General features: G+C 72.6%; 25 protein-coding genes and 1 pseudogene. 14 read left to right on the forward strand and 12 right to left on the reverse strand.

Features of this window, described 5'->3' with window-relative positions; translation table 11 throughout:
- Positions 1-187: 187 nt before the first annotated feature.
- The 4 genes and pseudogenes from OO68_RS17875 to OO68_RS17890 all read left to right on the forward strand — a co-directional run.
- Positions 188-850 (forward strand): annotated as a pseudogene (locus OO68_RS17875) (SpoIIE family protein phosphatase); the annotation flags it as partial.
- Positions 847-2574 carry a PP2C family protein-serine/threonine phosphatase gene (locus OO68_RS17880; RefSeq protein WP_033309383.1) on the forward strand — a complete coding sequence of 576 codons (1728 nt, stop codon included), beginning with the start codon at positions 847-849 and terminating at the stop codon, positions 2572-2574. The pseudogene OO68_RS17875 and the gene OO68_RS17880, both read left to right, overlap by 4 nt.
- 219 nt (positions 2575-2793) lie before the next feature.
- On the forward strand, positions 2794-4164 hold the full coding sequence (locus OO68_RS17885; RefSeq protein ID WP_033309384.1) for an NAD(P)/FAD-dependent oxidoreductase: 1371 nt from the start codon (positions 2794-2796) through the stop codon (positions 4162-4164).
- 84 nt (positions 4165-4248) lie between these two features.
- The gene (locus OO68_RS17890; RefSeq protein ID WP_033309385.1) at positions 4249-6492 is read left to right on the forward strand and encodes an FUSC family protein; all 2244 of its coding nucleotides are present in this window, start codon (positions 4249-4251) and stop codon (positions 6490-6492) included.
- 24 nt (positions 6493-6516) lie between these two features.
- Here the strand turns inward: OO68_RS17890 and OO68_RS17895 are convergent, their stop codons facing one another.
- The 6 genes from OO68_RS17895 to OO68_RS17920 all read right to left on the reverse strand — a co-directional run bounded on the left by OO68_RS17895 (position 6517) and on the right by OO68_RS17920 (position 10709).
- Positions 6517-6951, reverse strand: coding sequence for a hypothetical protein (locus tag OO68_RS17895; protein ID WP_033309386.1), 435 nt, complete (start codon positions 6949-6951; stop codon positions 6517-6519).
- 28 nt (positions 6952-6979) lie between these two features.
- A complete protein-coding gene (locus OO68_RS17900; protein ID WP_033309546.1) occupies positions 6980-7816 on the reverse strand; it encodes a DUF1206 domain-containing protein in 837 nt (278 codons plus the stop codon).
- A gap of 132 nt (positions 7817-7948) precedes the next feature.
- Positions 7949-8806 (reverse strand): ANTAR domain-containing protein, encoded by an 858-nt coding sequence (locus OO68_RS17905; RefSeq protein WP_051814705.1) that lies wholly within the window; start codon positions 8804-8806, stop codon positions 7949-7951.
- 109 nt (positions 8807-8915) lie between these two features.
- Positions 8916-9179 carry a DUF5133 domain-containing protein gene (locus OO68_RS17910; protein WP_033309387.1) on the reverse strand — a complete coding sequence of 88 codons (264 nt, stop codon included), beginning with the start codon at positions 9177-9179 and terminating at the stop codon, positions 8916-8918.
- A gap of 30 nt (positions 9180-9209) precedes the next feature.
- A complete protein-coding gene (locus OO68_RS17915; RefSeq protein WP_033309388.1) occupies positions 9210-10073 on the reverse strand; it encodes a SigB/SigF/SigG family RNA polymerase sigma factor in 864 nt (287 codons plus the stop codon).
- Positions 10074-10274: 201 nt separating this feature from the next.
- Positions 10275-10709, reverse strand: a complete 435-nt coding sequence (locus OO68_RS17920; RefSeq protein ID WP_033309389.1) for an ATP-binding protein — start codon at positions 10707-10709, stop codon at positions 10275-10277.
- Positions 10710-10977: 268 nt separating this feature from the next.
- On the opposite strand from OO68_RS17920, the gene OO68_RS17925 reads away from it, so the two are divergent.
- The 3 genes from OO68_RS17925 to OO68_RS17935 all read left to right on the forward strand — a co-directional run bounded on the left by OO68_RS17925 (position 10978) and on the right by OO68_RS17935 (position 13473).
- A complete protein-coding gene (locus tag OO68_RS17925; RefSeq protein WP_033309548.1) occupies positions 10978-11199 on the forward strand; it encodes a hypothetical protein in 222 nt (73 codons plus the stop codon).
- Between the two features lie 69 nt (positions 11200-11268).
- A complete protein-coding gene (locus OO68_RS17930) occupies positions 11269-12738 on the forward strand; it encodes an aminotransferase class I/II-fold pyridoxal phosphate-dependent enzyme (protein ID WP_033309390.1) in 1470 nt (489 codons plus the stop codon).
- Between the two features lie 279 nt (positions 12739-13017).
- Entirely contained in the window at positions 13018-13473 is a 456-nt protein-coding gene (locus OO68_RS17935) for a cyclic nucleotide-binding domain-containing protein (RefSeq protein ID WP_033309391.1), read from the forward strand.
- Positions 13474-13477: 4 nt separating this feature from the next.
- Here OO68_RS17935 and OO68_RS17940 read toward each other — a convergent pair whose 3' ends face one another.
- Both OO68_RS17940 and OO68_RS17945 read right to left on the reverse strand, forming a co-directional pair.
- The gene (locus OO68_RS17940; RefSeq protein WP_033309392.1) at positions 13478-14770 is read right to left on the reverse strand and encodes an MFS transporter; all 1293 of its coding nucleotides are present in this window, start codon (positions 14768-14770) and stop codon (positions 13478-13480) included.
- Positions 14771-14851: 81 nt separating this feature from the next.
- The gene (locus tag OO68_RS17945) at positions 14852-15469 is read right to left on the reverse strand and encodes a LysE/ArgO family amino acid transporter (RefSeq protein ID WP_033309393.1); all 618 of its coding nucleotides are present in this window, start codon (positions 15467-15469) and stop codon (positions 14852-14854) included.
- Between the two features lie 70 nt (positions 15470-15539).
- Between OO68_RS17945 and OO68_RS17950 the strand changes: the two genes are divergently transcribed.
- Positions 15540-16439, forward strand: coding sequence for a LysR family transcriptional regulator ArgP (locus OO68_RS17950; protein WP_033309394.1), 900 nt, complete (start codon positions 15540-15542; stop codon positions 16437-16439).
- Positions 16440-16443: 4 nt separating this feature from the next.
- Here the strand turns inward: OO68_RS17950 and OO68_RS17955 are convergent, their stop codons facing one another.
- On the reverse strand, positions 16444-17151 hold the full coding sequence (locus tag OO68_RS17955; protein WP_033309395.1) for a TetR/AcrR family transcriptional regulator: 708 nt from the start codon (positions 17149-17151) through the stop codon (positions 16444-16446).
- Between the two features lie 125 nt (positions 17152-17276).
- Here OO68_RS17955 and OO68_RS17960 point away from each other — a divergent pair, with 125 nt between their 5' ends.
- The gene (locus tag OO68_RS17960) at positions 17277-18494 is read left to right on the forward strand and encodes a saccharopine dehydrogenase family protein (RefSeq protein WP_033309396.1); all 1218 of its coding nucleotides are present in this window, start codon (positions 17277-17279) and stop codon (positions 18492-18494) included.
- A gap of 103 nt (positions 18495-18597) precedes the next feature.
- Positions 18598-18852 carry a WhiB family transcriptional regulator gene (locus OO68_RS17965; RefSeq protein ID WP_030844076.1) on the forward strand — a complete coding sequence of 85 codons (255 nt, stop codon included), beginning with the start codon at positions 18598-18600 and terminating at the stop codon, positions 18850-18852.
- Between the two features lie 23 nt (positions 18853-18875).
- On the opposite strand, the gene OO68_RS17970 is transcribed toward OO68_RS17965, so the two are convergent.
- The gene (locus OO68_RS17970; RefSeq protein ID WP_033309397.1) at positions 18876-19319 is read right to left on the reverse strand and encodes a DUF6098 family protein; all 444 of its coding nucleotides are present in this window, start codon (positions 19317-19319) and stop codon (positions 18876-18878) included.
- Positions 19320-19465: 146 nt separating this feature from the next.
- Here OO68_RS17970 and OO68_RS17975 point away from each other — a divergent pair, with 146 nt between their 5' ends.
- Positions 19466-19816, forward strand: a complete 351-nt coding sequence (locus tag OO68_RS17975; RefSeq protein WP_033309398.1) for a DUF488 domain-containing protein — start codon at positions 19466-19468, stop codon at positions 19814-19816.
- 19 nt (positions 19817-19835) lie between these two features.
- Here OO68_RS17975 and OO68_RS17980 read toward each other — a convergent pair whose 3' ends face one another.
- The gene (locus tag OO68_RS17980) at positions 19836-21509 is read right to left on the reverse strand and encodes an FAD-binding dehydrogenase (RefSeq protein WP_033309399.1); all 1674 of its coding nucleotides are present in this window, start codon (positions 21507-21509) and stop codon (positions 19836-19838) included.
- A gap of 17 nt (positions 21510-21526) precedes the next feature.
- Complete coding sequence (locus OO68_RS17985; RefSeq protein ID WP_033309400.1) at positions 21527-22165, reverse strand: TetR/AcrR family transcriptional regulator; 639 nt, start codon at positions 22163-22165, stop codon at positions 21527-21529.
- A 102-nt stretch (positions 22166-22267) separates the two neighbouring features.
- Between OO68_RS17985 and OO68_RS17990 the strand changes: the two genes are divergently transcribed.
- From OO68_RS17990 to OO68_RS18000, 3 genes are all read left to right on the forward strand, one after another.
- Positions 22268-22891: an alpha-ketoglutarate-dependent dioxygenase AlkB gene (locus OO68_RS17990; RefSeq protein WP_033309401.1), complete on the forward strand. Its 624-nt coding sequence runs from the start codon at positions 22268-22270 to the stop codon at positions 22889-22891.
- A 125-nt stretch (positions 22892-23016) separates the two neighbouring features.
- Positions 23017-23763, forward strand: coding sequence for an MBL fold metallo-hydrolase (locus tag OO68_RS17995; protein WP_033309402.1), 747 nt, complete (start codon positions 23017-23019; stop codon positions 23761-23763).
- A 41-nt stretch (positions 23764-23804) separates the two neighbouring features.
- Complete coding sequence (locus OO68_RS18000; protein ID WP_033309403.1) at positions 23805-25037, forward strand: DUF4032 domain-containing protein; 1233 nt, start codon at positions 23805-23807, stop codon at positions 25035-25037.
- The last annotated feature ends 10 nt before the right edge of the window (positions 25038-25047 follow it).

Below are 25047 nucleotides of genomic sequence, written 5' to 3' on the forward strand. Positions count from 1 at the left end.
CGCCCCGCGCTGGGCCGGGCGGGACCACCCGGCGGCCAACGGCGCACCGGGCACCGAAGCGGTGTCCCCACAGGCGGCCCCCACCCCGGCAAGCGCCGCCGTGCCCAGCGACCAGACCCGCCCTCCGACAGACAGCGGGTCCACCGGCAGCGCCCCGCGCTGGGCCGGGCGGGACGAGGGCCGCGCGGCAGCGGCCCCGGGCCCGGGAGCCGCCTCGCAGAACCGTTCCTTGCCGGTCGCCGGGGTGCGCGTCGGCGGGGTGAACATCCCCTACGGCGGAGCCGAGTACTCGGGGGACGCCTGGGGCTGGGTCCGGGCCGGGGACCGGGTGACGCTGATGCTGGCGGACGGGCTGGGCCACGGGCCGGAGGCCGCGCGGGCCTCGTCCGCCGCGGTCACGGCGCTGCACCGCTGGGCCCACCTCTCACCCGCCGAGTCGCTGCGGCGGCTGCACGACGCGCTGCGGGACACCCGGGGCGCCGCCGTCGCCGTGGCCCAGCTCGACCTGTCGGCCGGGCGGCTGCGGTTCGCCGGCATCGGCAACGTGGGAGCGCGGCTGCGCACCGGCGGTGCCTGGCGTGCCCTGCTGTCGCGGCCCGGCATCGTCGGGGTCCACCGGCCCGCGACCCTCCGCGAGGAGGAGGCCGACTGGTCGGACGACCCCCTGCTGATCCTGCACACCGACGGCCTGCCCAGCCGCTGGACGCCGCCGTCCGGTCCCGGGCTGCCGTCGTCCGACCCGGCCGTGACGGCCGCCGTGACGATACGTGACGCCAGCAGTCCCGCCCTGCCGGTGCGGGACGACACCGCCGTGGCCGTGCTGACCTCGACCCCGCCGGAACACCCATGATGCGCACTTGGCAGATCACCACCGTCACCGACGCGGCCCGCGCCCGCATCTCGCTCGCGCGCCTGGCCGCCGCATACGGTGTGCCCACCGTCGAACGGACCCGGCTGGCCGCCGGCCTCAGCGCCCACCTGCGGCAGTGCCTCACCAAGGGCGGCACCTGGCGGCTGACCATGGATGTGGCGGGTTCCCCCGCCGAGGAGGGGCTGCTGCACGTCGTGGTGACCCCGTCGCCGGAGGCCTGCGCCGCCGGGGAGCCGCTCTGGGAGGTCACGGTCCCCTGCCCGGAGACGGCCGAGGCCACCGAGGACGGCACCGTCGCCGCCGACCCCGCCGCGCTGTCGGAGGCGCTGCTCGGCGCCGACGAGGACACGGCCGTCGTGCTGGACAAGCTCTCCGAGCAGGAGGACCTGGTCCTCTTCCACCGCGAGGAGCTGCACCAGACCAACCAGGGCGTGCTGGCCCTGCACGCCGAGCTGGACGCGGCCGGGCGGGCCCAGCGCGAGGCCTTCGCCGCCGAGCGCAGCGCCCGCAACGAGGCGGAGAGCGCCCGGCGCAGGCTGACGTTCCTCGCGGACGCGAGTGCCGTGCTGACGGCGTCGCTGAACCACGAGGAGATCGTGCGCCGGCTGCCGGACCTGCTGGTGCCGGAGTACGCGAGCAGCGTAGACGTCTGGCTCTTCGACCACGAGGAGGACAAGGACCGGTCGGCGCCGCATCCGGCCGCCGCCGTGGTCGCGGCCCGCACCGGCCGGCCCCAGTACGCCGCCGACCACCCGGGCAACCTGCCCGGCGTCGAGGACCAGCCGGCGTCGGCGCTGGATCCCGGGCGGCCGCTGCTGTGTGTGCCGTTGCCGACGCGACGGGCGCCGCTGGGGGTCCTGACGCTGTCGCCGCCCGGGGAGCGCTGGGACCCGGACGACGCGGTGATGCTGATCGAGCTCACCCGGCGGGCCAGCATCGCCATCGACAACGCCCGGCGCTTCGAGCACAACCGCGACATCGCCGAAACGCTGCAACGCGCCCTGCTGACCGATCTGCCCGCCACGCCGGGCCTCAGCCTGGCCGCCCGGTACCTTCCGGCCACGCACGGGCTGAACATCGGCGGTGACTGGTACGACGCGTTCCCCCAGCGGGACGGCGGTCTCATCACCGTCATCGGCGACGTGACCGGACACGGTCTGCACGCGGCGGTCATGATGAGCCAGCTGCGCACCGCGCTGCGGGCGTACGCCGTCGACGGCGACAGCCCGGGCCGGCTGCTGACCCGGCTGCACCGGTTCCTGCACCACCTCCAGCCGGACCTGTACGCCACCGCCGTCATCGCCCGGTTCCACCCGGACGAGCCCACGCTGACCTGGGCCGCCGCGGGGCATCCGCCACCGGTGCTGCGCCTGCCCGACGGCACCGTGCGCACCCTGGACGCCAAGCCCGGTGCGATGCTCGGCATCCCGCTCACCCAGGAGATCGCCGACCACACGGAGCGGCTGGAGCCCGGCTCGACGCTCGCGCTGTACACGGACGGGCTGGTGGAGCGGCGTGCGCAGGGCATAGATCCTGGGATCGAGCGGCTGGCCTCGGCGCTCGGCGGGTTCCGTTCCGCGGAGCTGGACGCGGACCTGGAGGGCTCGGCGGACCGGCTCCTGCATCCGCTGCTGAGCGATTCCGAGCGGGACGACGACGTGTGCCTGTTGCTGTGTCATGTCCAAGGTGACGTCGGCACCTGACGGCGGGTCCCCGGCCGTCCGGGTGTGCACGCGTTCTTCACTCCTGCCTGGTGCTTTTCGGCCAGAGTGCGGGCATGGTGGTGATCGACGCGTTCGTCTGCCTGCCGCGTCCGACTGGCGCGCCCGCGGGACACACGGTGGGATCGCAAGGGTGCGAACCAGCGATCCAGGGGCAGTCGGAAGGCGTTCGAGGCAGACCGCCTGGAGCCGCAGAAAGGGATGAACACCGTGACACGACCCAGGATCCTGGTGGTTGGCGCAGGCTTCGCCGGCGTGGAGTGCGTCCGCCGTCTGGAACGGAAACTCTCCCCGGACGAGGCCGACGTCACGCTGGTGACGCCGTTCGCCTACCAGCTCTACCTGCCGCTGCTCCCCCAGGTCGCCTCCGGCGTGCTGACGCCGCAGTCGATCGCCGTCTCGCTGCGGCGCAGCAAGAAGTACCGCACGCGGATCATTCCGGGCGGTGCCATCGGCGTGGACCTCAAGTCCAAGGTCTGTGTCATCCGCACCATCACCGACGAGATCGTCAACGAGCCGTACGACTACATCGTGCTGGCGCCCGGCAGCATCACCCGGACCTTCGACATCCCGGGGCTGACGGACCACGCGTTCGGGATGAAGACGCTCGCCGAGGCGGCGTACATCCGGGACCACGTCATCTCGCAGCTGGACCTGGCCGACGCGAGCCAGGACCCCGTGGAGCGGGCCTCGCGGCTGCAGTTCGTGGTGGTCGGCGGCGGTTACGCGGGCACCGAGACGGCGGCGTGCCTGCAACGGCTCACGCATGCCGCGGTCAAGCGCTATCCGCGGCTGGACCCGGGCCTCATCAAGTGGCATCTGATCGACATCGCGCCGAAGCTGATGCCGGAGCTGGGCGACAAGCTCGGCAGCAGCGCGCAGGAGATCCTGCGCCGGCGGGGCATCGAGATCTCCCTGGGCACCTCCATCGCCAAGGCGGGCCCCGAGGAGGTCACCTTCACCGACGGGCGGGTGATCCCGACCCGCACGCTCATCTGGACCGCCGGGGTCGTCGCCAGCCCGCTCATCGCCACGCTGGGCGCGGAGACGGTCAAGGGGCGGCTCGCGGTCGCCCCCGAGATGAACCTGCCGGGCGACGACGGGGTGTTCGCGCTCGGCGACTCGGCCGCCGTGCCCGACCTGGCCAAGGGCGACGGGGCCATGTGCCCGCCCACCGCGCAGCACGCCCTGCGGCAGGGCAGGCACGTCGCCGACAACGTCATAGCGTCCCTGCGCGGCCAGGTGATGAAGCCCTACGTCCACAAGGACCTCGGGCTCGTCGTCGACCTCGGCGGCACCGACGCGGTCTCCAAGCCGCTGGGCATCGAACTGCGAGGGCTGCCCGCCCAGGCCGTGGCCCGGGGCTACCACTGGTCGGCGCTGCGCACCAACGTGGCCAAGACGCGGGTGATGACGAACTGGCTGCTCAACGCCGTCGCCGGCGACGACTTCGTACGGACGGGGTTCCAGGCCCGCAAGGCCGCCCGGCTGAAGGACTTCGAGTACACGGACGCCTATCTGACGCCGGAGCAGGTGCGGGCGCAGGTCGAGGGGTCCGGCCGGCCGGAGTAGGACCGGGCCGGACGGGAGCGTCCACCCGTGGCATGTCATGCTGAGATACGGATCTTGGTGTGAGTCGGGAGAGAGTGCGGCGGCGTGAGGGCAGCGGGACGCGCGGTGCGGGCACGGCTGCGGGACCGGATCGCGGCGTCCGACCCCGGTCTGCTGCGTCTGACGGCCGGGCTGCGGACGGTCGGCGCGATCGCGCTGACCCTGGCCGTGCTCTCCCTGCTGCGGGCCGATGTGCACATCTTGGTGGCGGGGGCCATGGCGGCGATGGTCGCCACCTTCGCCATCCGGGAGAAGCAGCCGGCCGCGCAGGCCGTGACGCTGGCGCTGGGCCTGCCGGTGGCCCTGGCCTCGGTGTCCCTGGGCGCGATCCTCAACACACGTCTCTTCGTCGGTGACGTCTTCTTCGTGGTCCTGATCTTCTGCGCGGTCTACGGCCGCCGATTCGGCGACCGGGGCACCGCGCTCGGGCTGATCGGCTTCCAGGTCTACTTCCTGTCCCTGTTCGTCGGCGCCACGGTGTCCACCCTGCCGGCGCTGTGCGGTGCCCTGGTAGTGGCGTTCTGCGCCAGTGCGCTGATGCGGTTCGCGGTCGTACCCGCGACGCCCACCGGTGTGCTGCTGCGCCTGCGCCTGGCCTTCCGGGCGCGGCTGGCCCAGCTGGTGGCCGCGCAGGCCGAACTCCTCGACGCTCCCGCGGATGAGATGGACAAGGCGCTGGAGGCCGTCCGCGAGGGCACCGCGCGGCTGCACGAGACCGCGATGATGATCCAGGGGCGGCTGGAGGAGGGCACCCCGGACGAGTCGGCGGCGCGGCTGGTGCAGCGCAGGATCGCGGACGCCGAGATCGCCGCGGAGCGGCTCGGCCTGCTGCTGCTGACCGCCCGGACCGCCGAACGGGCCGACACGCTCACCCTGCACCTGCCCGGCGCGCCCGCCCCGTCGGTGGCCGGTCCCGAGCTGCCGGACGAGGCGGGGGCCACGCTCCGCCGTGATCTGCAGGCGCTGCACGCCCTGGTGCTGCGGGCCGGCAGCGGCGACACCGGCACCGGTCTTGCGCAGGTGCGCAACCGGCTCCTCGGCTACCGGGACGAGGAGAATCTGCCGCCCGCGTCGGCCGCCGTCCAGGACGTTTTCCGTGGCATCGGCGAGTCGGCCCGCGCGGTGCTCGGGCTGCGGATCGCCCTGGACGGCCCTCAGGACGAGTCGGACGACAGTCCCGCGACGGCCCGCTCCCGCGAGGAACTGGACGCCGAGGACGCCGCGATCGACGGTGGCGGCGAGGAAGCGCCGCAGGAGGAGCAGACCGGGCTGCGGCGGCCCACCACGCGGGCGGCCGTGCAGGTCGCCGTCGGGTCTTCACTGGCCATCGTGGGCGGGGAACTGCTGTCCACGCAGCGCTGGTACTGGGCGGTGCTGACGTGCTGGATCGTTTTCCTCAACACCGCCTCCACGGGCGAGATCCTGGTCAAGGGGTACCGCCGACTGCTGGGCACGGTGTTCGGCGTAGTGGCCGGCATCCTCCTGGCCGGGCTGGTCGGCGGGCACACCTGGACGGCGTTCGCCCTGGTCCTGGTGCTGATCTTCGCGATGTTCTACACGGCGCCGCTGTCGTACACGCTGATGTCGTTCTTCGTCACGGCGATGCTGGGGCTGCTGTACACGCTGCTGCACACCTACAGCCTCGACGTGCTCGTGCTGCGGATCCAGGAGACGGCGCTCGGCGCGGCCTGCGGGGTGGTCGCGGCGGCGCTGGTCCTGCCCGTGCGGACGGACCGCCGCACGGACGAACTGCTCGGCACGGTGCTGGAGCGGCTGGCCGAGGTCACCGAGGCCGCGGTCGGCCAGCTCAGCGGCGGACCGGCGGACGAACTGCTGGACAAGGCGCGCGACCTCGACCAGGCGCTGGCCGACCTGCGGGCCGCGACCCAGCCGCTGATCCATCCGGTCACCCCGCTGCGGACGCGGCGCCATACGGCCCGCTACGTGGTGGCGCTGCTGGAGACGTGCGCTTATCACGCGCGGACGCTGGCCGCGACGGCCGAGCTGCTGCCCACGCACCCCTCGATCGCGGCGGACCCACGGCTGCGCGGGGCCGCCGGGCGCACGGTGCGCAACATCGGGGTCATCGCGGCCCGGGTCGCCGACGAGCACGCGGGTGCGCAGGTCGAGACGGGGCCGAGCATCGCCTCCCTGCTGGGATCCGACGCCGGCACACCGCGCTACGGCCGCATCACCGACCGCGTGCTGCGGCATCTGGAGCGGCTGGACGAGGCCGTGGTGGGCCTCGCCCGGCCGCTGGGCGTGCCGGTCGCGGCGCCCAAGGGGTGACTCGCCGGCGGCCTGACGGCCGCGTCAGAAGTCCGTGGGCAGCCCGCTCACCTCGGCGATGCCCCGCAGTTCCTCGGTCTGCTTGTGCCGGTCCCGGATGTAGTCGGCTATCTCGCCGAGCCGGATCGGGTCGGACGCGGTGGTGGCGTCCGTGACGATCCGGACCGGGCCGGTGTCGTCGAGGTGGAGTTCGACCACCTCGTTGTCCAGGCGGCCGGTGACGGCGGTGGCGATGACGAGGGCCACCTCGTCACGGACTTCCTGGGGCAGTTCGTCGTCGGGCCCGGAGTCGAGCGCGAAGTCGAGGCTGGACAGGCGTTCCTCTTCGATCGCCTCGAGGACCGGTTCCACCGCGCGCATCAGAAGGCGGTAGTCCTCCGTGTCCATCCGGATGCGCAGGAGGTCCAGGTACATGTCCACGGGCCGGCCGTCGCCATGCGGAATCTCGGAATCGCTCATTCGCTTCGTGTTCCCCACGAGACGCGGCTCAGACGCGCCGCCACCGTGCCATGGCGAACGAGAACACTCCGAAGAGCACCAGCCCGGCCGCGACGCACACCAGCAGCCAGGGCCCGAGGGGGGTGTCGGCGAAGGTGCGCAGGGTGTCGTCGAGGCCCTTGGCCTTGTCGGGTTCGTAGTCGACGGCGGCGCGGACGGCGAAGATCCCCGCGACCGCGAACACCAGCCCGCGGGCGGCGCCGCCGACGACGCCGGTGACGTCCACGAGCTGCCGCGTCCGCCGGCTCATCTGCCCCAGCCGGAGCTTGTCGTGGTACTTGCGCAGCACCGCGCGTACGGCGATCCAGCCCCCGGCGCCGACGATCACGAGGCCCGCGGCACCGACCAGCCACTGGCCGGCGGGGATCTCCAGGGCCCGGGCGGTGGCGTCCCGGGACTGCTGGTCGCTGGATCCGCCGCTCTGGTGGCGGCTGACGGCGAACGACAGCACCGAGTAGGCGACGAAGACGTAGAAGACGAAGCGGGCCGTCGCCATCAGCCGCTTGCGGGCGCTGCGGCCGTCCTTGCCGACCGAGCCGAAGAGCGCCTCGGACAGCCGCCACAGGGCCATGCCGACGAGCCCGATGCCCAGCGCCCACAGCAGTACGGCTCCGAAGGGCTTCTGCGCCAGTTCCTGGAGCGCTCCCCCGCGGTCGGCCTGCCGGCCGGTGTCGCCGAAGGCGATCTGCAGGGCCAGCGCTCCGACGAGCAGATAGATCACGCCCCGGGCGGCGAAACCCGCCCGTGCCGCCCCCTCGGTCGCCGAACCCCGCGCCATCCGCCGGGCCCGGAACCGACCGCTCTGTGCCATCGCACTCGTGTTCATGTCGACCTCCCGGCAGTGCGGATGCCCCGGGTCGGCGTTCACACACCCTGCACAAGGCCCGGACCAGCAGATTCCGGTTCGCGCCGGGTGCTGTCTGCACAGCCGTACGGCGGCGCCCCTCCCGTAGCGGGCTCAGGACCGCCGGAACCTCGTTCCGCGGCCGTCGCGGCCGAGGGTGTGCAGGTGCTCCAGGGCGTCCAGGACCACCGTGCGGTCGTGCCAGGCGAGCCAGCGGCCGGCCTCGCCGCCCACGGTGTCGAGGGCCTTGGTCTGAGCCGTCGTCAATCCGTCCAGAGGGCGTGCCATATGGGCCGAGACCATGCCGACGCACAGTCCGGACTCGGTCGTCAGCGGGACGCTGTGGCAGGCCCTGCTGCCCGCCGCGAGGATGGCCTGCCGGGCCGGTTCGGTGAACACCGGATCGCTCTCCACGTCGTGCACGGTGACCTGGGAGACATCCCGGGCGGCCTGGGCGCAGGACGTGCCGTCCTCGCCGACGTGGGCAAAGAAGTCGACGAAGTCGGCCGTGAGGCCGGTGTGCTGCTCCATGCGCAGCCCGCCCCGGGCCGGGTCGGTGAGCTGCACGTTGCCCATGTCGGTGCCGGTCACGGTCAGGGTGGACCGCAGCACGGCCTTCAGGACGGCGCCCCGGCTGCCGGACCCGGACCGGTGCGCCTGGGTGAAGGTCAGCTCGGGCTCCGGCCCACGGGCGCGCCGCGGGAACCACAGGGCGTCCGGCCCGTCGGGGCGCGGTGCGGTCACCAGGACTCCGGCCAGGGTGTGCAGCTTGACGTTGTACCGCTGGGACGCCCGCTGCATCAGTGCAAAGGCGCTCTCCCCGTCCGGCAGCGCGTACCGCTCCTGCAGGATGCCCTGCGCCTGCGAGATCAGCGGGCGCACCCGGGCCCGGGCCCGCAGGTCGCGCAGCTCGGCGCGCAGGCGCTCCAGCTCGCCGTCGTCTGCGGCTGCCGCCCGCCCCGCTGTGGACATGGAACTCCTAGGGTGTCGTCGTCATGACGCGCGGGGCCCGGCCGCGGCTTGTGCCGTCGGCCGGGCCTCGTCGCGCTGCGTCTCCCCCGGCGTCAGGGGTGCGCGGGGATCAGGCGGGCTCCGTGGCCGGCATGCGCCGTCCGGCCATCGGTGCGACGGGTTCGCGTGCCGGTGCGGGTGCGGCCGCGAGCCACTGGTGGGCGGCCTCCAGGGCACGCTTGACGTCCCGGGTGCCGGTGGACACGCACAGCGTGTACGCGAGGTCACGTGCCCGGGGGTTCGGCTCCGCCGGTCCGCGGGCGGCCTCGGCGGCCGTCAGGGCCTCGTACTCGTCGACGAGTCTGCGCAGCACGTCGGGGTGGGGCCTCAGCATGGTCGTTTCGCTCCTCATGGGGTCGGATGGTCAGGCCGTCGTGGAGGTGCCGCCGCTCCCCCGGTTGCCCGTCCGCTGCCCCATGACCTCGTCGCGCACGCGGGCGCAGCTGCGGCTGATGAGGCGGGAGACGTGCATCTGGGAAATGCCGAGGTGGTCGGCGATACGGCTCTGGGTCATGTCTTCGAAGAAGCGCATGTAGAGGATGGCCCGTTCGCGTTCCGGCAGGCGGCGCAGGCCTTCCTTGGCGGACTCGCGGTCCACGACGACGTCGTAGGACGAGTCGGCCGCGCCGAGGGTGTCGGCGAGGCTGTAGCCGTCGTCGTCGGCCGAGAGCTCGGCGTCCAGCGACAGGGTGCTGAAGCTGTCCAGGGCTTCGAGCCCGGCGTTGACCTCTTCCTCGGTCAGGCCGGTGTGCGTGGCGAGGTCCGCCACGGAGGGCTCGGGGCTGCCCGGGTTCTGGGTGAGTTCGCGGCGTGCCACCCGCACCTTGTTGCGCAGCTCCTGCACACGGCGGGGGACCCGCAGGGCCCACATGCGGTCCCGGAAGTGCCGCTTGACCTCGCCGGTGATGGTGGGGACGGCGTAACTCTCGAAGGCACCCCGGCTCGGGTCGAACCGGTCGATGGCCTTGACCAGGCCCAGTGCGGCGACCTGCCGGAGATCCTCGATCGACTCCCCGCGGTCGCGGAAGCGGCCGGCGATGCGGTGGGCCATGGGCAGCCACAGGGTGACCAGTTCGTCGCGGACGGCCTCCCGCTCGGGGCCTTCTTCAAGCTCCGCCATCCGGGCGAAGAGGGCGGCGGTGTCGGGGGCGTCGTCGTGACGCCGCCGGGAAGCGGGGGGCGTCGTTTCGGGCGTGCCGGGACGATGGGTGGGCGTTTCAATGAGCATGCGGATTCGCTCCTGAACGGTGGTTTCAGGGACTGACCGCGGGAAGGACGCTGCCCGGATCGCCTGGAGGGCCACCCGGGGCAGTCATACCGCTCCCGCTGGCGCGCCTCCGGTCCGAAGCACGAAACTGCGTCTGCCCTGACCCCGGTGGAACAAACTCCGCTTTGCAGTGCAATCTGTCGAGTGCCGGCTCACGGGCGTTCAGGACAGGGGGACGACAGCGGTGATGCACTTGCCCCCGGCAGGCAGGTCAGACACCCGTACGTCGCGGGCGAGCCGGCAGACGATGGGCCAGCCGTGGCCGCCGTGCCGCAGCCGGCCGTGCGGATCGGTGCGGGGTACGGTCACGGGCAGCGCGTCACTGCGGTCGCTCACCGAGACGCGTACACCGGGGCCGTCGACGTCCACCCGGAAGTCGGTGACGCCGCCGCCGTGCAGGATCGCGTTGGTGGTGAGTTCCGAGGCGACGAGCAGTGCGTCGGACAGGGCGTCCGTGTCGCACGGGGTGTGGGTGGCCCGGCAGCGTTCGGCCACGGCCCGCTCCACCGCCCGGCGTGCCTCGGCGGGTTTGCACGGCCGGGCCCGGTGGGCGCCGGGCGGCTCGAAGACGGAATCGATCATGTGCTCCTCGCACATTCTGCAGCTCCCTGACAGCACGGACGGAAAACGGGTCCGGACCGCGTCCCGGGGCCGCCCGCACGGGCTGCCCGGGGTCCGCCGACCCACTGCTTGTCTCGACCTGCCGCGACAGCCGGGGCGCGCACCGCGCGAGCGCCGCGGTCTTACTCTTCGGCTCACCTCTCCCTGCACCTGCAAACCTCCGGTCCGGCCGGAAGACCCGAAAACACCCCGGTCGGCCGTGACTCGATGTCATCTCCGTGCTCTGGACGGGTAGGCGGTGGGCATGACCGATGTGGTGGATTCCGACGAGCTGTTGCGGCGTATCCAGCGTGCGAGGGAGTGCGCGGTACAGGAGGAGAGGACGTGGCGGACCAGGAGCGAGGAGCTGGACGCGACGGATCCGCAGGGGGCCCGGGACGCGACCGTGCGGCGGATGTCGTACGAGGCGGTGCTGCGGGTGCTGGACGAGATCGTGGCTCCGGGCAAACACGCCCCGGAGGGGTGACCGGGCGCAGGGCGGTGCTTGTGCGGGCGTGACCGGATTGCGACGGCACACGCCGGGCACCCGGTGCGCATGACAGCCGACCACACGCGAGCACCGGTTCTGGACGCCCTGGACGAGTACCGACGCAAGGGGCATCTGTCGTTCACGCCGCCCGGGCACAAGCAGGCCCGCGGGGCGGATCCGGCGGTCCGGGAGATCCTCGGTGACGCGGTGTTCCTCGGGGACGTGCTGGCCTCGGGCGGTCTGGACGACCGGCTCACCCGGGGCCGGGTGCTGCAACGCGCCCAGGAGCTGATGGCCGACGCGGTACACGCCGAGCACACCTACTTCAGCACCTGCGGGAGTTCCCTTTCGGTGAAGGCCGCGATGCTGTCGGTCGCGGGCCCGCACGAGAAGCTGCTGGTCGGCCGCGACGCCCACAAGTCGGTGGTGGCGGGGCTGATCATCTCCGGCATCGAGCCCGTCTGGGTCGAGCCCCGGTGGGACGCCGAGCGGAACCTGGCCCATCCCCCGTCCGCCGAGGAGTTCGACCGGGCCTTCGACGCGCATCCGGACGCGCGCGGCGCGCTGGTCACGAGTCCCACGCCCTACGGCGGCTGCGCGGATCTGCGGGCGATCGCCGATGTCTGTCACCGGCGCTCGCGGCCGCTCATCGTCGACGAGGCGTGGGGCGCGCATCTGCCGTTCCACCCGGACCTGCCGTCGTGGGCGATGGACGCGGGCGCGGACATCTGCGTGACGAGCATCCACAAGATGGGCAGCGGCCTGGAGCAGGGCTCGGTCTTCCACCTCCAGGGCGACCTGGTGCCGCCGGAGCTGCTGGGCATGCGCGCGGACCTGCTGGGCACCACCAGCCCCTCGGTGCTGATCTTCGCCGGCCTGGACGGCTGGCGGCGGCAGATGGCGCTGCACGGCAAGGAGCTGATGGGCGGTGCGCTGGAGCTCGCCGCCGAGGTCCGGGCCGCCATCGAGGAGATCGACGGGCTGCACGTCAACGACCGGAGCGACTTCTGCGGCCCGGGCCTGGCCGACGACCTCGACCCGCTGCCCGGCGTCATCGACCTCACCGGCCTCGGGATCACGGGTTTCCAGGCGGCGGACTGGCTGCGCGAGCACCGGCACATCGACGCGCATCTGGTGGATCACCGCCGCATCGGCGCCCAGATCACCCACGGCGACGACCGGGAGACCACCGGGGAGCTGCTGGAGGCGCTGCGGGACCTCGCCCGGGCGGCCGGCGACCTGCCCAGGGCGCCGAAGGTGGAGGTGCCGTCGCCGCCGGAGCTGCGGATGGAACAGGCGGTGCTGCCCCGGGACGCGTTCTTCGGGCCGGCCGAGAGCGTGCCGGTGTCCGAAGCGGCCGGGCGGGTCGCGGCCGAGATGATCACGCCCTATCCCCCCGGCATCCCCGCGGTCCTCCCGGGTGAGCGCCTGACCGAGCCGGTGCTGGCGTACTTGCGGACGGGGCTGGACGCGGGCATGCACCTGCCGGACCCGGAGGACCCGGAACTGGAGACGGTCCGCGTGCTCGTGAAGTGACACCCCAGGGTGAAACAGGTCACGCCACCCGGTCCTCGGGGCGCACCCACCGCCCAGATGGTTTACGGTTCATTCATACGTGGTGACGGAGTCGACCCCCCGTCCTCCGTGCGCCACCGCTTACGGCCCTGGCTGGTCTCCCCCGTCCAGCCAGGGCTTTTTCATGCCCGGACGGGCCGTCGCAAGAAGTCGCGTACGCCGAGGTGCCCACGGCCCCGGCAGCGGCTGAAATGGCTGTAGGGACAGCACCGCAGTCGACCGCCCGGCGAGGAGCTCCGCATGACCAAAGCGATCAAACTCCTGACCGCCCTGCCTCCGCCCCAGCGGCAGCGTCTCATGACCCTCGCCCGGGAGGTGTCCTTCCCGGAGGACGCACGGATCTTCGAGGCGGACGGCAGGGCCGACCGCTTCTGGGTGATCCGCTCGGGCGCCGTCTCGCTGGACCAGCAGGTGAACTCCCTGCGACGGGTGACCGTGGCCAGCCTGGGCGCGGGCGACCTGCTCGGCTGGTCCTGGCTGTTCCCGCCGTACACCTGGGACTTCGGCGCGGTGGCGTTCAGCCCGGTACGGGCCTATGAGTTCGACGCGCAGGCCGTGCTGGGGCTGTGCCACGAGGATCCGGAGCTGGGGATGATGCTGGTGCGCAATGTCGCCGAGGTGCTCGCGCACCGGCTGGAGATGACCCGGGGCAAGCTGATGGAGCAGTACACGCTGCACCGGCGCGGAGCCCTGTGACGCGTCAGACGCGGTAGCGCCGCAGCGCCGGTACGGCGGCGGCCAGCACCAGCATCACCGCGACGACCAGGAGTCCGCCGCCCGCGACGGCGGTGCGGGGTCCGAAGGCGGATCCCGCGGTGCCGTGCAGCACGTCGGCCAGGCGCGGGCCGCCCGCCACGACGACGGTGAAGACGCCCTGCATGCGCCCACGCATCTCGTCGGTGGCGGCGGACAGCAGGATCGCCCCGCGGAAGACCATGGAGACCATGTCGGCCACCCCGGCCAGGGCGAGGAAGGCCACCGCGACCCACAGGTTGCGGCTCAGTCCGAAGCCGGTGATGGCCACCCCCCAGGCGACGACCGCCCCGATGACCATCCAGCCGTGCCGGCGGGCCCGGGAGAAGGTCCCGGAGAACAGCCCGCCCAGGACGGCACCGACGGGGATCGCCGCGAACAGCAGGCCCAGCGCGAGGCCTTCGCCGTACGGGGCGTAGGTCTGGGAAGCGAGCTGCGGGAACAGGGCGCGGGGCATGCCGAGGACCATCGCGACGATGTCGGCGAGGAACGACAGCAGCAGCACGGTGTGCCCGGAGACGTAGCGGAAACCGGCGGCGATCTCCTTCACGCCCGCGCGCCGCACCGCCGTGCCGGCCCGGGGCGGCAGCGACGGCAGCCGGTGGACCGCCCACACCGTCACGCACAGGGCCAGGGCGTCGATGAGGTACAGCTCGGGCAGCCCGATGACGGGGATGAGGGCACCGGCGAGCAGGGGGCCCGCCACCTGCCCGGTCTGCATCACGGTCGAGCCGAGGGCGTTCGCGGCGGGCAGTTCGTCCTCGGGGACCAGCCGGGCTATGGAGGCGTTGCGGGCCGGCGCGTTCAGCCCCCAGAAGGCCTGCTGCACGGCGAGCAGCAGCATGAGCGCACCCACCGACTCCAGTCCCACGAAGGCCTGGAGCCAGAACAGCAGCGAGGTGACGGCGATGCCGCTGTTGGTGATCAGCAGCAGTCTGCGCCGGTCCATGGCGTCGGCGATCGCCCCGCCCCACAGTGCGAACACGATCAGGGGCACGAGCCCGGCCAGGCTCGCGGCGCCGACCCAGGCCGAGGAGCCGGTGATGTCGTAGATCTGCTTGGGAACGGCGACGGCGGTGAGCTGGCTGCCGACGGCCGTGACGATGGTCGAGCCCCACAGTCGCCGGTAGGCGGGGCGGCGCAGAGGACGGGTGTCCATGGCCCAGCGCCGCCGGCCGCGCCGCCGGGGCGGCTGAGGTCCGGGCTCCCGCTCTTCGGTCGTGCTCTCGCTCGCGTCCACGCGCCGCTTCCTCGATGCTCGCTACATCTTTCCGGGCGGGGATCACTATCGCACCCGTCGCGGCCGTGCCGGCGGCCGGTCTCAGCTTCCGGCGATCAGTACGGCACCCAGCACGATCATGGTGGCGGCGACCAGGCCGTCCAGGACGCGCCAGGCGGCCGGCTTGGCGAGGAACCGGCCGAGCATCCGGGCGCCGAACCCGAGGGCGGTGAACCAGCACAGGCTGGCCAGCACCGCGCCGAGGCCGAACGTCCAGCGCAGGGAACCGTGGTCGGCGGCGACGGAGCCCAGCAGGAACACGGTGTCGAGGTAGACGTGGGGATTCAGCCAGGTCATCGCCAGGCAGGTGAGGACGGCCCGGCGCACCGATCCGGCCGCCTCCCCCTCCGTCCGCAGCGCCTCACCGCCGGGCCGGAACACCCGGCGGGCGGCCAGGGCACCGTAGACCAGCAGGAACGCGCCGCCGATCCAGCCGACCGCGGTCAGCGCGCCCGGCCACCGCACCACCACCGCGCCGACCCCGCCGACCCCGAGTGCGATGAGCGCCGCGTCCGACAGGGCGCAGATGGCGACCACGGCGAGGACGGCCTGGCGGCGGATGCCCTGGCGCAGGACGAAGGCGTTCTGGGCTCCGATGGCGACGATGAGGGACAGGCCGGTGCCGAAACCGGCGGCGCCGGCGGTGAAGGTGCTGGTCATGGCGTCGACGCTAGGGAGGCACCAGGCGTGGGGTCCAGCTAAAGATTCTTACGTATCATTAGCAGGCGTGATGATGACGGATCTGCCGCTGGATCAGGTGCGGACCCTGCTCGCCGTCGTGGACGAGGGCACCTTCGACGCGGCGGCGGCCGCGCTGCATGTGACGCCGTCGGCGATCAGCCAGCGGGTGAAGGCGCTGGAGCAGCGCACGGGCCGGGTCCTGCTGCTGCGGACGAAGCCGGTGCGGCCGACCGAGTCGGGTGAGGTGCTGGTGCGGCTGGCCCGCCAGGTGGCGCGGCTGGAGCACGACGCGTACGCGGAGCTCGGGCTGAGCGGCGACGGGGAGCCCACCCGGGTGTCCGTGGCGGTGAACGCGGACTCGCTGGCCACCTGGTTCCTGCCCGTCCTCGCACGCGTTCCGGAGGAGCTCCGGCTCTTTTTCGAGCTGCGCCGCGAGGACGAGGACCACACGGCGGCCCTGCTGCGGGAGGGCACCGTGATGGCGGCGGTGACCTCGTCTCCGGATCCCGTGCCGGGCTGCTCGGTCCGGTCGCTCGGGCGGATGCGCTACCTCCCCGTGGCCGCGGCGGGCTTCGCCGCGCGGTACCTCGGCGCACCCCTGGCACAGACGCTGAAGGAGGTGCCCGTGGTGGTCTTCGACCGGCGCGACGACTTCCAGGACGGCTTCGTCCGGCGGCTCACCCGGGGGCGGAGCGGCGCGAGCGCGCTGCGGCACTACGTGCCGACCTCGGAGGGCTTCGTCGAGGCCGTGGCCGCCGGTCTGGGCTGGGGTCTGGTGCCGGAACCCCAGGCGGATCCGTTGCTGGACGAGGGCCGGCTCGTCGGCTTCGCTCCGGGCCGCACGGTCGACGTGCCGCTGTACTGGCAGCAGTGGAAGCTCGACTCCCCCGCGCTGGCGCAGGTCGCCGAGACGGTGACGGCGACGGCGGCGCAGGCGCTGCGGCCCTGACGGTTCAGTCCCGGACGGCCTCCAGCCGGGCCGCCGCGCTGTCCAGCAGCATCTCCAGGGCCGCCGGATAGGCGCTGGTGAGCATGCGGGTCGCGAGTAGCGGCGCGGCCTCGGCGATGCGCGGGTGGGTCGTGGCGGGCAGGCGGGCGTACGTCGAGCGCCACATGTCCTCGTCGGCGTGCAGCGAGTCGCTGGGCAGGGCCAGGGAGGCGGCGTCCAGGGCGGCGAAGGCCAGGGTCTGGTCGATGAAGGCGTGGTAGATGCGCACGGTGTCGGGCAGCGGGAACCCGGCCGTGCGCAGGACGTCCAGGACGGCTTCGTCGGCGGCCAGCTCGTGGGCCCGGCCCGTGACCCGGTTCGTGGTCAGCAGGGCCGCCTGCGGATGGGCGAGATACGCGGCGTGGATGCGCAGTCCGAAGGACCGCAGGTCCGCCCGCCACTCCCCCGTGGGCCGCCAGCCCTGAAGGGCTTGGCCGATGAGCGCGTCGCCGATGGCGAGGGTCAGGTCGTCCATGCCCCGGAAGTAGCGGTAGAGCGTGCTCGGGTCGGCGTCCAGGGCGAGGCCGAGCCGGCGGGCGGTCAGTCCCGCGCTGCCGTGTTCGCGCAGCATGCGCAGCGCGGTCTCGACGATCAGTTCCTCGGACAGCACGGTGCCGCTCTTGGTGGGCCTGCGCCGGCGGCGTTTCTCCTCGGGCACCACGGGCTTGGGCACGGCGGGCTCCCTCCCCGGGGACCGGCCCCGGTCCTTATGCCAACGCCATTGACCTTATGACAGGGGGCGGCGTTTCATCTCCCTCAAGGACGCGTCGCGTTCTTCGCAAATAGGGAGTTTCTGTCATGCGTGTACTGCTCGTGGGTGCCGGTGGTGTGGGCGGGGCGATCACCCGGATCGCGGCCCGGAGGCCGTTCTTCGAGGCCATGGTGGTGGCCGACTACGACCCGGCTCGGGCCGAGGCCGCGGTCGCGGCGCTGGAGGGCGATCCGCGGTTCACCGCCGAGCAGGTGGACGCGGGCGACGAGGCGGCGGTGACCCGCCTGCTCGCCCGGCACCGTTGCGACGTCCTCCTCAACGCCACCGACCCCCGCTTCGTGATGCCGCTGTTCCGCGCCGCCCGCACCGCGGGCGCCACCTATCTCGACATGGCGATGTCGCTGTCCCGCCCGCATGCCGAGCGGCCGTACGAGGAGTGCGGGGTCAAGCTCGGCGACGAGCAGTTCGCCCAGGCCGCCGACTGGGAGAAGGAAGGGCTGCTGGCCCTCGTCGGCATGGGCGTGGAGCCGGGCCTGTCGGACGTCTTCGCGCGGCACGCCGCCGACGAACTCTTCGACGAGATCGAGGAGATCGGCATCCGTGACGGCGCGAACCTGACCGTCGACGGTTACGACTTCGCGCCCTCCTTCAGCATCTGGACCACCATCGAGGAGTGCCTCAACCCGCCGGTCGTCTACGAGACGGGCACGGGCTGGTTCACCACCGAGCCCTTCAGCGAGCCCGAGGTCTTCGACTTCCCCGAGGGCATCGGCCCGGTCGAGTGCGTCAACGTGGAGCACGAGGAGGTGCTGCTCGTCCCGCGCTGGGTCGACGCCCGCCGGGTGACCTTCAAGTACGGTCTCGGCCGGGAGTTCGTCGAAACGCTGAAGACGCTGCACCTGCTGGGCCTGGACCGCACCGACCCGGTGACCGTGCCCGGGCCGGACGGGCCGGTGAAGGTCTCGCCCCGGGACGTGGTCGCCGCGTGCCTGCCCGACCCGGCGACGCTCGGCGAGCGGATGCACGGCAAGACGTGCGCGGGCACCTGGGTGAAGGGCGTGAAGGACGGCGAGCCCCGCGAGGTGTACCTCTACCACGTGGTCGACAACCAGTGGTCCATGACGGAGTACGGCTCCCAGGCCGTGGTCTGGCAGACCGCGGTCAACCCCGTGGTCGCGCTCGAACTCCTGGCGACGGGCGCCTGGTCCGGTGCGGGTGTCCTCGGCCCGGAGGCCTTCCCGGCGCGGCCCTTCCTGGACCTGCTGACGGACTACGGCTCCCCCTGGGGCATGCGGGAGCAGTGAAGGACTGTCCGGGAACGCCCTGTTTCACGAACCATCGACAGGTGACCCGAAGAGGAGTAAGCATCCGAGAGAGCACGTTTCTACTGCGATGCAGGTGACTTCGATGGACAACTGGCGAGACCACGCTGCCTGTCGGCACGAGGACCCCGAGCTCTTCTTCCCGATCGGCACCTCCGGCCCGGCTCTGCTGCAGACCGAACAGGCCAAGGCGGTGTGCCGACGGCGCTGCCCGGTGCAGGAGCAGTGCCTGCAATGGGCCCTGGACACGGGTCAGTCCATCGGCGTGTGGGGCGGGACGAGCGAGAACGAACGGCGTGCGCTGAAGCGCCGCACGGCCGCCCGCCGCCGCTCCGGCTGACACCGGCCACCACCCCTGGGGACTCAGCTGCGCCGCAGCGGTCCCCAGGGGTTTCCCTGCCGGGCCACCTCCGCCTTCGCCTCGTCGATGGCCTTCGGGTCGATCCGGCACAGCGGGCGGACGTCGGTGACCAGCGGTTCGTTGTCGGGGCCGCGGGCGGCCTCCTTGCCGGCGAGCACCCAGGGGTGGACTCCCGGCCCCTTGTCGTGCGGAAGATGGGCGTAGTCGTGCAGGCGGCGGGCCACCCACACGCGGACCGGCCGGTCCTCCCACCACTCCTCGACGCCGAGGGGGCTGGCGGACAGCCCCGGCAGGGACACCCCCGTCAGATCATCGGTGCTGGACACCTTGCGGAGATCGATCTCCGGGCCGCGCGACCAGCGGACGTACAGGTTCCGGTGGCGTTCCACGAGCTCGGCGAGTTCGTCGAGTGTGCGCACGAGCCGCAGGTCGTCGGGGGCATTCATGTCATGACCTCCTTCCCCGGCGTGTTCAGGCGGACGGAGTACCCGCCCGGCACGAGCGGAACCGGTCGTCCGGCTCCGGGCGGTGCGGACACCCGGCCGGGGTTAGGCTCGCGGCACCCCCGGAGCGCCGAGAAGAGGAGCCGACCATGAGCGTGCGCGTGCGCCGTGTCTACGATCCTGCCGAGCCGGAGGACGGGGTGCGGGTCCTGGTCGACCGGCTGTGGCCGCGCGGGCTGGCGAAGGACGCGGCGCGGGTGGACGAGTGGCCGAAGGCGGTCACCCCGTCGACGGAGCTGCGGCGCTGGTACCACGCGGGCGGGGGCTCGTACGAGGAGTTCGCCGAGCGGTACGAGGCGGAGCTCGCCGCCGACGAGGCCGCCGAGGCCCTCGACGGCGTGCGCGCACTGCTGCGGAAGGGGGACGTGACGCTGCTGACCGCTTCGAAGACGCCGCAGGAGAGCCACGCGACGGTACTGGCCCGCCTCCTCCAGGCGTGAGACGGGCCGTCCGGCGAGGTCAGGCGGTCTGCTGGGCCGCCGCCCGGCCCGCCGCCCGCCCCGAGAAGAGGCAGCCGCCGAGGAAGGTGCCCTCCAGGGCGTTGTAGCCGTGGACACCGCCGCCGCCGAATCCGGCGACCTCACCGGCCGCGTACAGCCCCTCGACCGGCTTGCCGTCGGTCCCGAGGGCACGGGAGTCGAGATCGGTCTGGATGCCGCCGAGGGTCTTGCGGGTGAGGATGTGCAGTTTGACGCCGATCAGCGGCCCGGCCGCCGGGTCGAGGATGCGGTGCGGGGTGGCGACCCGGCCGAGGCGGTCGCCGATGTAGCGGCGGGCGTTGCGGATGCCCTGCACCTGGGCGTCCTTGGCGTAGGGGTTGGCGATCTGCAGGTCGCGGGCCTCGATCTGGCGCTTGATGCCGGCCGCGTCGAGGAGCGGCTTGTCGGTGAGTTCGTTCATCTTCGCGACGAGCTGCTCGACGGTGGAGGCGGTCACGAAGTCGGCGCCCTTGCGCAGGAACGCGTCGACCGGTCCGGGCGCGCCCTTGCCGAGGATGCGTTCCTTGAGGAATCCGGCGCGGTCCTTGGCGGTGATGTCGGGGTTCTGCTCGGAGCCCGACAGGGCGAACTCCTTCTCGATGATCTTCTGCGAGAGGATGAACCAGGAGTGGTCGTAGCCGGCGATGTCCTCGGTGGTACGCAGGTGTTTCAGCGTGCCGAGGGTGTCGTAGCCGGGCAGGAAGGGCCCGGGCAGGCGGCGGCCGAGGGCGTCGAACCACATCGAGGACGGTCCGGGCAGGATGCGGATGCCGTGGCCGGGCCAGATCGGGTCCCAGTTCTGCAGGCCCTCCGTGTAGTGCCACATGCGGTCGCGGTTGACCAGCCGGACGCCCGCCTCGGCGCTGATGTCGAGCATCCGCCCGTCCACGTAGGCGGGGACGCCGGTGACCATCTCGCGCGGCGGGGTGCCGAGGCGTTCGGGCCAGTAGCGGCGGACGATGTCGTGGTTCGCTCCGATGCCGCCGCTGGTGACGATGACGGCCTGGGCGGTGAGTTCGAACTCGCCGACCGCGTCGCGGCTGGAGGCGACGCCCCGGGGTGAGGGGTCCTCGGCCAGGACCGTGCCGCGCACGCCCCGGGCGGTGCCGCCCTCGACGTTGAGCGCGTCGACGCGGTGACGGTGGTGGAAGGTGAGCAGGCCGTCGCGGGCGGCCTGCTTGGCGTACCGCACGAACGGTTCGACGACGCCCGTGCCGGTGCCCCAGGCGACGTGGAAGCGGGGCACGGAGTTGCCGTGCCCGTGTGCCGTGAGGTCGCCTCGCTCGGCCCAGCCGACGGTGGGCAGGAACGTGATGCCGTGCCCGTCGAGCCAGGACCGCTTCTCCCCCGCGGCGAACTCGACGTAGGCGCGGGCCCAGCGCACGGCCCAGGAGTCCTCGTCCTCCAGCCGGTCGAAGCCCGCACTGCCGCGCCAGTCGCTCCAGGCGAGGTCGAAGGAGTCCTTGATGCCCAGGCGCCGCTGTTCGGGCGAGCCGACGAGGAACAGCCCGCCGAAGGACCAGAAGGCCTGGCCGCCGAGGTTGCCCGCGTTCTCCTGGTCGACGAGGGCGACCCGCCGGCCCCTGCTGGTCAGCTCGTGCGCCGCGACCAGACCGGCGAGACCCGCTCCGACGACGATGACATCGGCATCCATGGCGACCGTTCCCTTCTTCAGTTCTTCGTGTGGGCGAGGGTGCCGCTGCCATCGGTCAGCAGGGCCGTGAGCAGTTGCTTCAGCCAGGCGCGGGCGTGCTCGACGTCCCGGTCCAGCAGAAGTTGCGTGGTGACGCCGTCGTACGCGGCGACCACGGCACGGGCGGCGCCGTCGGCGTCGCCCAGGACCGCGGGCAATGCGGTGTGTCCGCGGGCCCGGCCGAGCCGGTCGGCGATGGCCTGCCGCAGCCGCGCGCGGTGTTCGAGCAGGCCCCGTGCGACCTCGGGGTCGCGGGCGGCGTGCACGAGGAAATCCGTCTTCACCAGGAGCCAGTCACGGTCGAGGAGCAGCACGTCGGTGACGCGGTCCACGGCGGCGGGCACGTCGAGGTCGGGCCCGTCGAGGGCGAGGGCGCCGGACACCTGCTCGGCGATCAGATCGGCCCGCTGGCGGTAGAGGGCGAAGAACAGCTCGTCGAGGCTGGAGAAGTTGGAGTAGAAGGCACCCCTGCTGTAGCCGGCGGCCTCGCAGACCTCCTCGATCGAGACGTGCCCGAAGCCTTTGGCCGCGAACACGGAGAACGCCGCGTCGAGGAGGTTGGCGCGGGTGTGGACCCGGCGCCTCGTCACGCGCCCGCTGCTTCCCTGGACAGCCATGCCCGGCCCCCTTTCGATACGCGACTGTATTGGATACATCACTGTATCGAAAGAGCCGAGCCCCCATGGAACACATATTCGATTCAGAGGTACGCTGGTTTCATGCACCTCCAGGGCTCCCTCTTCGACCAGGCCGACGAGCTGCGCCTCGGCCCTCTGGACGGGATCAGCCGCACCGACCTCGGCTTCGGCGCCTGGCTCGACGTGCTGCCGGGGTGGCTCAACGGCTCGGACGTACTGTTCGAACACCTGGCGGCCGAGGTCCCGTGGCGGGCGGAGCGCCGCAAGATGTACGACAACGTGGTCGACGTCCCCCGCCTGCTCGCCTTCTACGGCGTGGACGACCCGCTGCCGCACCCGGTGCTGACCGAGGCGCGGAAGGCACTCAGCACCCACTACGGCGAGGAGCTGGGCGAACCCTTCGCCACGGCCGGGCTGTGCTACTACCGCGACGGCCGGGACAGTGTGGCCTGGCACGGCGACCGGATCGGGCGCGGTGCGCGCGAGGACACGATGGTCGCGATCCTCTCGGTCGGAGCGCCCCGGGACCTGCTGCTGCGCCCCGTGGGGGGCGGCCGGGATACCGTCCGCCGTCCGCTGGGCCATGGCGACCTCGTCGTGATGGGCGGCTCCTGCCAGCGCACCTGGGAGCACGCGATCCCCAAGAGCACGCGGGCGACGGGGCCGCGCATCAGCATTCAGTTCCGCCCGCACGGCGTGCGGTGACGCGCCGCCCCGAACGTCCCCGCCGCGGCGGCCCGTTCGGCCGGACCCGGCGGTTCCGGCCGCCGCGGGGTCTGCTTTCCTTCTCCCGTCGGGAGCGGGAGCGGACCACACAACGCGGGGCGATCATGCGGGCAGGCATACAGCACGTCGCGGACGGCACCTACCTGGTGCACGGTTCGAACACCAACTGGGTGATCCTCACCGAAGGGGACGCCGTCACGCTGGTCGACACGGGCTACCCCGGCGACCGGGAGCAGCTCCTCGCCTCGCTCGCGGAGGTCGGCAGCGCCCCGGAGGCGGTCACGGCCGTCCTGATCACGCACGCGCACAACGACCACCTCGGATCCGCCGAGTACCTGCGCGCCGCCCACGGCACGCCCGTCCACCTGCACGAGGCCGAAGTGCCGCACGCGCGCCGGGAGTTCCTCCACCAGGTGTCCATCGGCACGGTACTGAAGAACGGCTGGCGCCCGGGGGTGCTGCCGTGGGCGGTGCACGCCCTGCGCTCGGGCGGCACGGACCACGTCCCCGTCACGGCCCCGCAGGCGTTCCCGGCGGCGGGCGCCCTGGACCTGCCCGGGCGGCCTGTGCCGGTGCACACACCCGGCCACACCGACGGACACTGCGCCTACCACCTGCCCGGCACCGGCGTGCTGATCTCCGGGGACGCCCTGGTCAGCGGGCACCCCACCTCACGGGTCGAGGGGCCGCAGCTGCTGCCGGACATGTTCCACCACGAGCGGCCGCGCGCCCTGGCCTCCCTGGACGTCCTGGCGGAACTGGAGGGCGAACTGCTGCTCCCCGGGCACGGGCCGGTCCACCGCGGGCCAGTGCGGGACGCCGCTCTCCGGGCCCGGGAACGCGCCCTCTAATCTGATGTGACGATCGGCGGCGAGACAAGGACACCCGGCCCATGGCACTGCAGATCAGCGCGACCAACCCGGAGCACCCCGCGCTCCTGCTGGAACTGCCGTGGGACGTCCCCCTGGAGGAGTGGCCGGAGGAGTACCTCGTGCCGCTGCCGCGCGGCATCTCCCGGCACGTGGTGCGCTACTCCCGGGCGGGCGACGAGGTGATCGCCGTCAAGGAGCTGGCCGAGCGCCCGGCGCTGCGCGAGTACGACATGCTGCGCGACCTGGACCGGCTCGGCATCCCGTCGGTGGACCCGCTGGCCGTGGTCACGGGCCGCACCGACGCGAGCGGGGCCCCGCTGGAGAGCGTCCTGGTCACCCGGCACCTGGGCGGTTCGATGCCGTACCGCTCGATGTTCGAGACGACCATGCGGCCGGCCACCATGCACCGGCTGATGGACGCGCTCGCCGTGCTCCTGGTGCGACTGCACCTGGCCGGGTTCGCCTGGGGCGACTGCTCCCTGTCGAACACCCTCTTCCGGCGCGACGCGGGCGCCTACGCCGCCTACCTGGTGGACGCCGAGACCGGTGACCTGCATCCGCAGCTCAGCCAGGGGCAGCGCGAGTACGACCTCGACCTCGCCCGCGTGAACATCAGCGGGGAGCTGCTGGACCTGGAGGCGTCGGGGGCACTGCACCCGTCCGTGGACCCGATCGAGTTCGGCACGGAGATCTGCGCCCGCTACCGCGGCCTGTGGGACGAACTGACCCGGGCCTCCGTCTACCCGGCCGGCAAGTACCACTACATAGAGCGCCGGATCCGCCGCCTGAACGACCTCGGGTTCGACGTCGCCGAGATGCAGATCGAGCACGCCTCGAACGGCGACACGGTCAGCTTCGTGCCCAAGGTCGTCGACGCGGGCCACCACCAGCGGCAGCTGCTGCGCCTGACCGGTCTCGACACGGAGGAGAACCAGGCCCGGCGGCTGCTGAACGACCTGGAGAGCTGGATGGCGACCCAGGACGACTACGCGCCGGGCGATCCTCTCGGAGCCCGCCCTGAAGTCCTGGCGCACCGCTGGGTGCGGGAGGTGTTCCGGCCGACCGTGCGGGCCGTGCCCGTCGAACTGCGCGGTGCGATGGACCCGGCGGAGATCTACCACCAGCTCCTGGAACACCGCTGGTACCTGTCCGAGCGGGCCCAGCACGACATCGGCCTCGACGCGGTGGTCGAGGACTACATCCGGAACATCCTGCCCACGGCCCGCAAGACGCTGCAGCCGACGGCGGAGTGAGGGGCCGGAG

The organism is Streptomyces iakyrus (genome assembly GCF_000717055.1).
Taxonomy (GTDB): Bacteria; Actinomycetota; Actinomycetes; order Streptomycetales; family Streptomycetaceae; genus Streptomyces; species Streptomyces iakyrus.

What these genes read in the sequence shown, in the direction of transcription:
- OO68_RS17880 (WP_033309383.1), top strand. Translation starts at nt 847, where the DNA reads ATGATGCGCACTTGGCAGATCACCACCGTCACCGACGCGGCCCGCGCC.
- OO68_RS17885 (WP_033309384.1), top strand. Translation starts at nt 2,794, where the DNA reads ATGAACACCGTGACACGACCCAGGATCCTGGTGGTTGGCGCAGGCTTC.
- OO68_RS17895 (WP_033309386.1), bottom strand. Translation starts at nt 6,951, where the DNA reads ATGAGCGATTCCGAGATTCCGCATGGCGACGGCCGGCCCGTGGACATG.
- OO68_RS17900 (WP_033309546.1), bottom strand. Translation starts at nt 7,816, where the DNA reads ATGAACACGAGTGCGATGGCACAGAGCGGTCGGTTCCGGGCCCGGCGG.
- OO68_RS17905 (WP_051814705.1), bottom strand. Translation starts at nt 8,806, where the DNA reads ATGTCCACAGCGGGGCGGGCGGCAGCCGCAGACGACGGCGAGCTGGAG.
- OO68_RS17910 (WP_033309387.1), bottom strand. Translation starts at nt 9,179, where the DNA reads ATGCTGAGGCCCCACCCCGACGTGCTGCGCAGACTCGTCGACGAGTAC.
- OO68_RS17915 (WP_033309388.1), bottom strand. Translation starts at nt 10,073, where the DNA reads ATGCTCATTGAAACGCCCACCCATCGTCCCGGCACGCCCGAAACGACG.
- OO68_RS17920 (WP_033309389.1), bottom strand. Translation starts at nt 10,709, where the DNA reads ATGTGCGAGGAGCACATGATCGATTCCGTCTTCGAGCCGCCCGGCGCC.
- OO68_RS17925 (WP_033309548.1), top strand. Translation starts at nt 10,978, where the DNA reads ATGACCGATGTGGTGGATTCCGACGAGCTGTTGCGGCGTATCCAGCGT.
- OO68_RS17930 (WP_033309390.1), top strand. Translation starts at nt 11,269, where the DNA reads ATGACAGCCGACCACACGCGAGCACCGGTTCTGGACGCCCTGGACGAG.
- OO68_RS17935 (WP_033309391.1), top strand. Translation starts at nt 13,018, where the DNA reads ATGACCAAAGCGATCAAACTCCTGACCGCCCTGCCTCCGCCCCAGCGG.
- OO68_RS17945 (WP_033309393.1), bottom strand. Translation starts at nt 15,469, where the DNA reads ATGACCAGCACCTTCACCGCCGGCGCCGCCGGTTTCGGCACCGGCCTG.
- OO68_RS17950 (WP_033309394.1), top strand. Translation starts at nt 15,540, where the DNA reads ATGATGACGGATCTGCCGCTGGATCAGGTGCGGACCCTGCTCGCCGTC.
- OO68_RS17960 (WP_033309396.1), top strand. Translation starts at nt 17,277, where the DNA reads ATGCGTGTACTGCTCGTGGGTGCCGGTGGTGTGGGCGGGGCGATCACC.
- OO68_RS17965 (WP_030844076.1), top strand. Translation starts at nt 18,598, where the DNA reads ATGGACAACTGGCGAGACCACGCTGCCTGTCGGCACGAGGACCCCGAG.
- OO68_RS17970 (WP_033309397.1), bottom strand. Translation starts at nt 19,319, where the DNA reads ATGAATGCCCCCGACGACCTGCGGCTCGTGCGCACACTCGACGAACTC.
- OO68_RS17975 (WP_033309398.1), top strand. Translation starts at nt 19,466, where the DNA reads ATGAGCGTGCGCGTGCGCCGTGTCTACGATCCTGCCGAGCCGGAGGAC.
- OO68_RS17980 (WP_033309399.1), bottom strand. Translation starts at nt 21,509, where the DNA reads ATGGATGCCGATGTCATCGTCGTCGGAGCGGGTCTCGCCGGTCTGGTC.
- OO68_RS17985 (WP_033309400.1), bottom strand. Translation starts at nt 22,165, where the DNA reads ATGGCTGTCCAGGGAAGCAGCGGGCGCGTGACGAGGCGCCGGGTCCAC.
- OO68_RS17990 (WP_033309401.1), top strand. Translation starts at nt 22,268, where the DNA reads ATGCACCTCCAGGGCTCCCTCTTCGACCAGGCCGACGAGCTGCGCCTC.
- OO68_RS17995 (WP_033309402.1), top strand. Translation starts at nt 23,017, where the DNA reads ATGCGGGCAGGCATACAGCACGTCGCGGACGGCACCTACCTGGTGCAC.
- OO68_RS18000 (WP_033309403.1), top strand. Translation starts at nt 23,805, where the DNA reads ATGGCACTGCAGATCAGCGCGACCAACCCGGAGCACCCCGCGCTCCTG.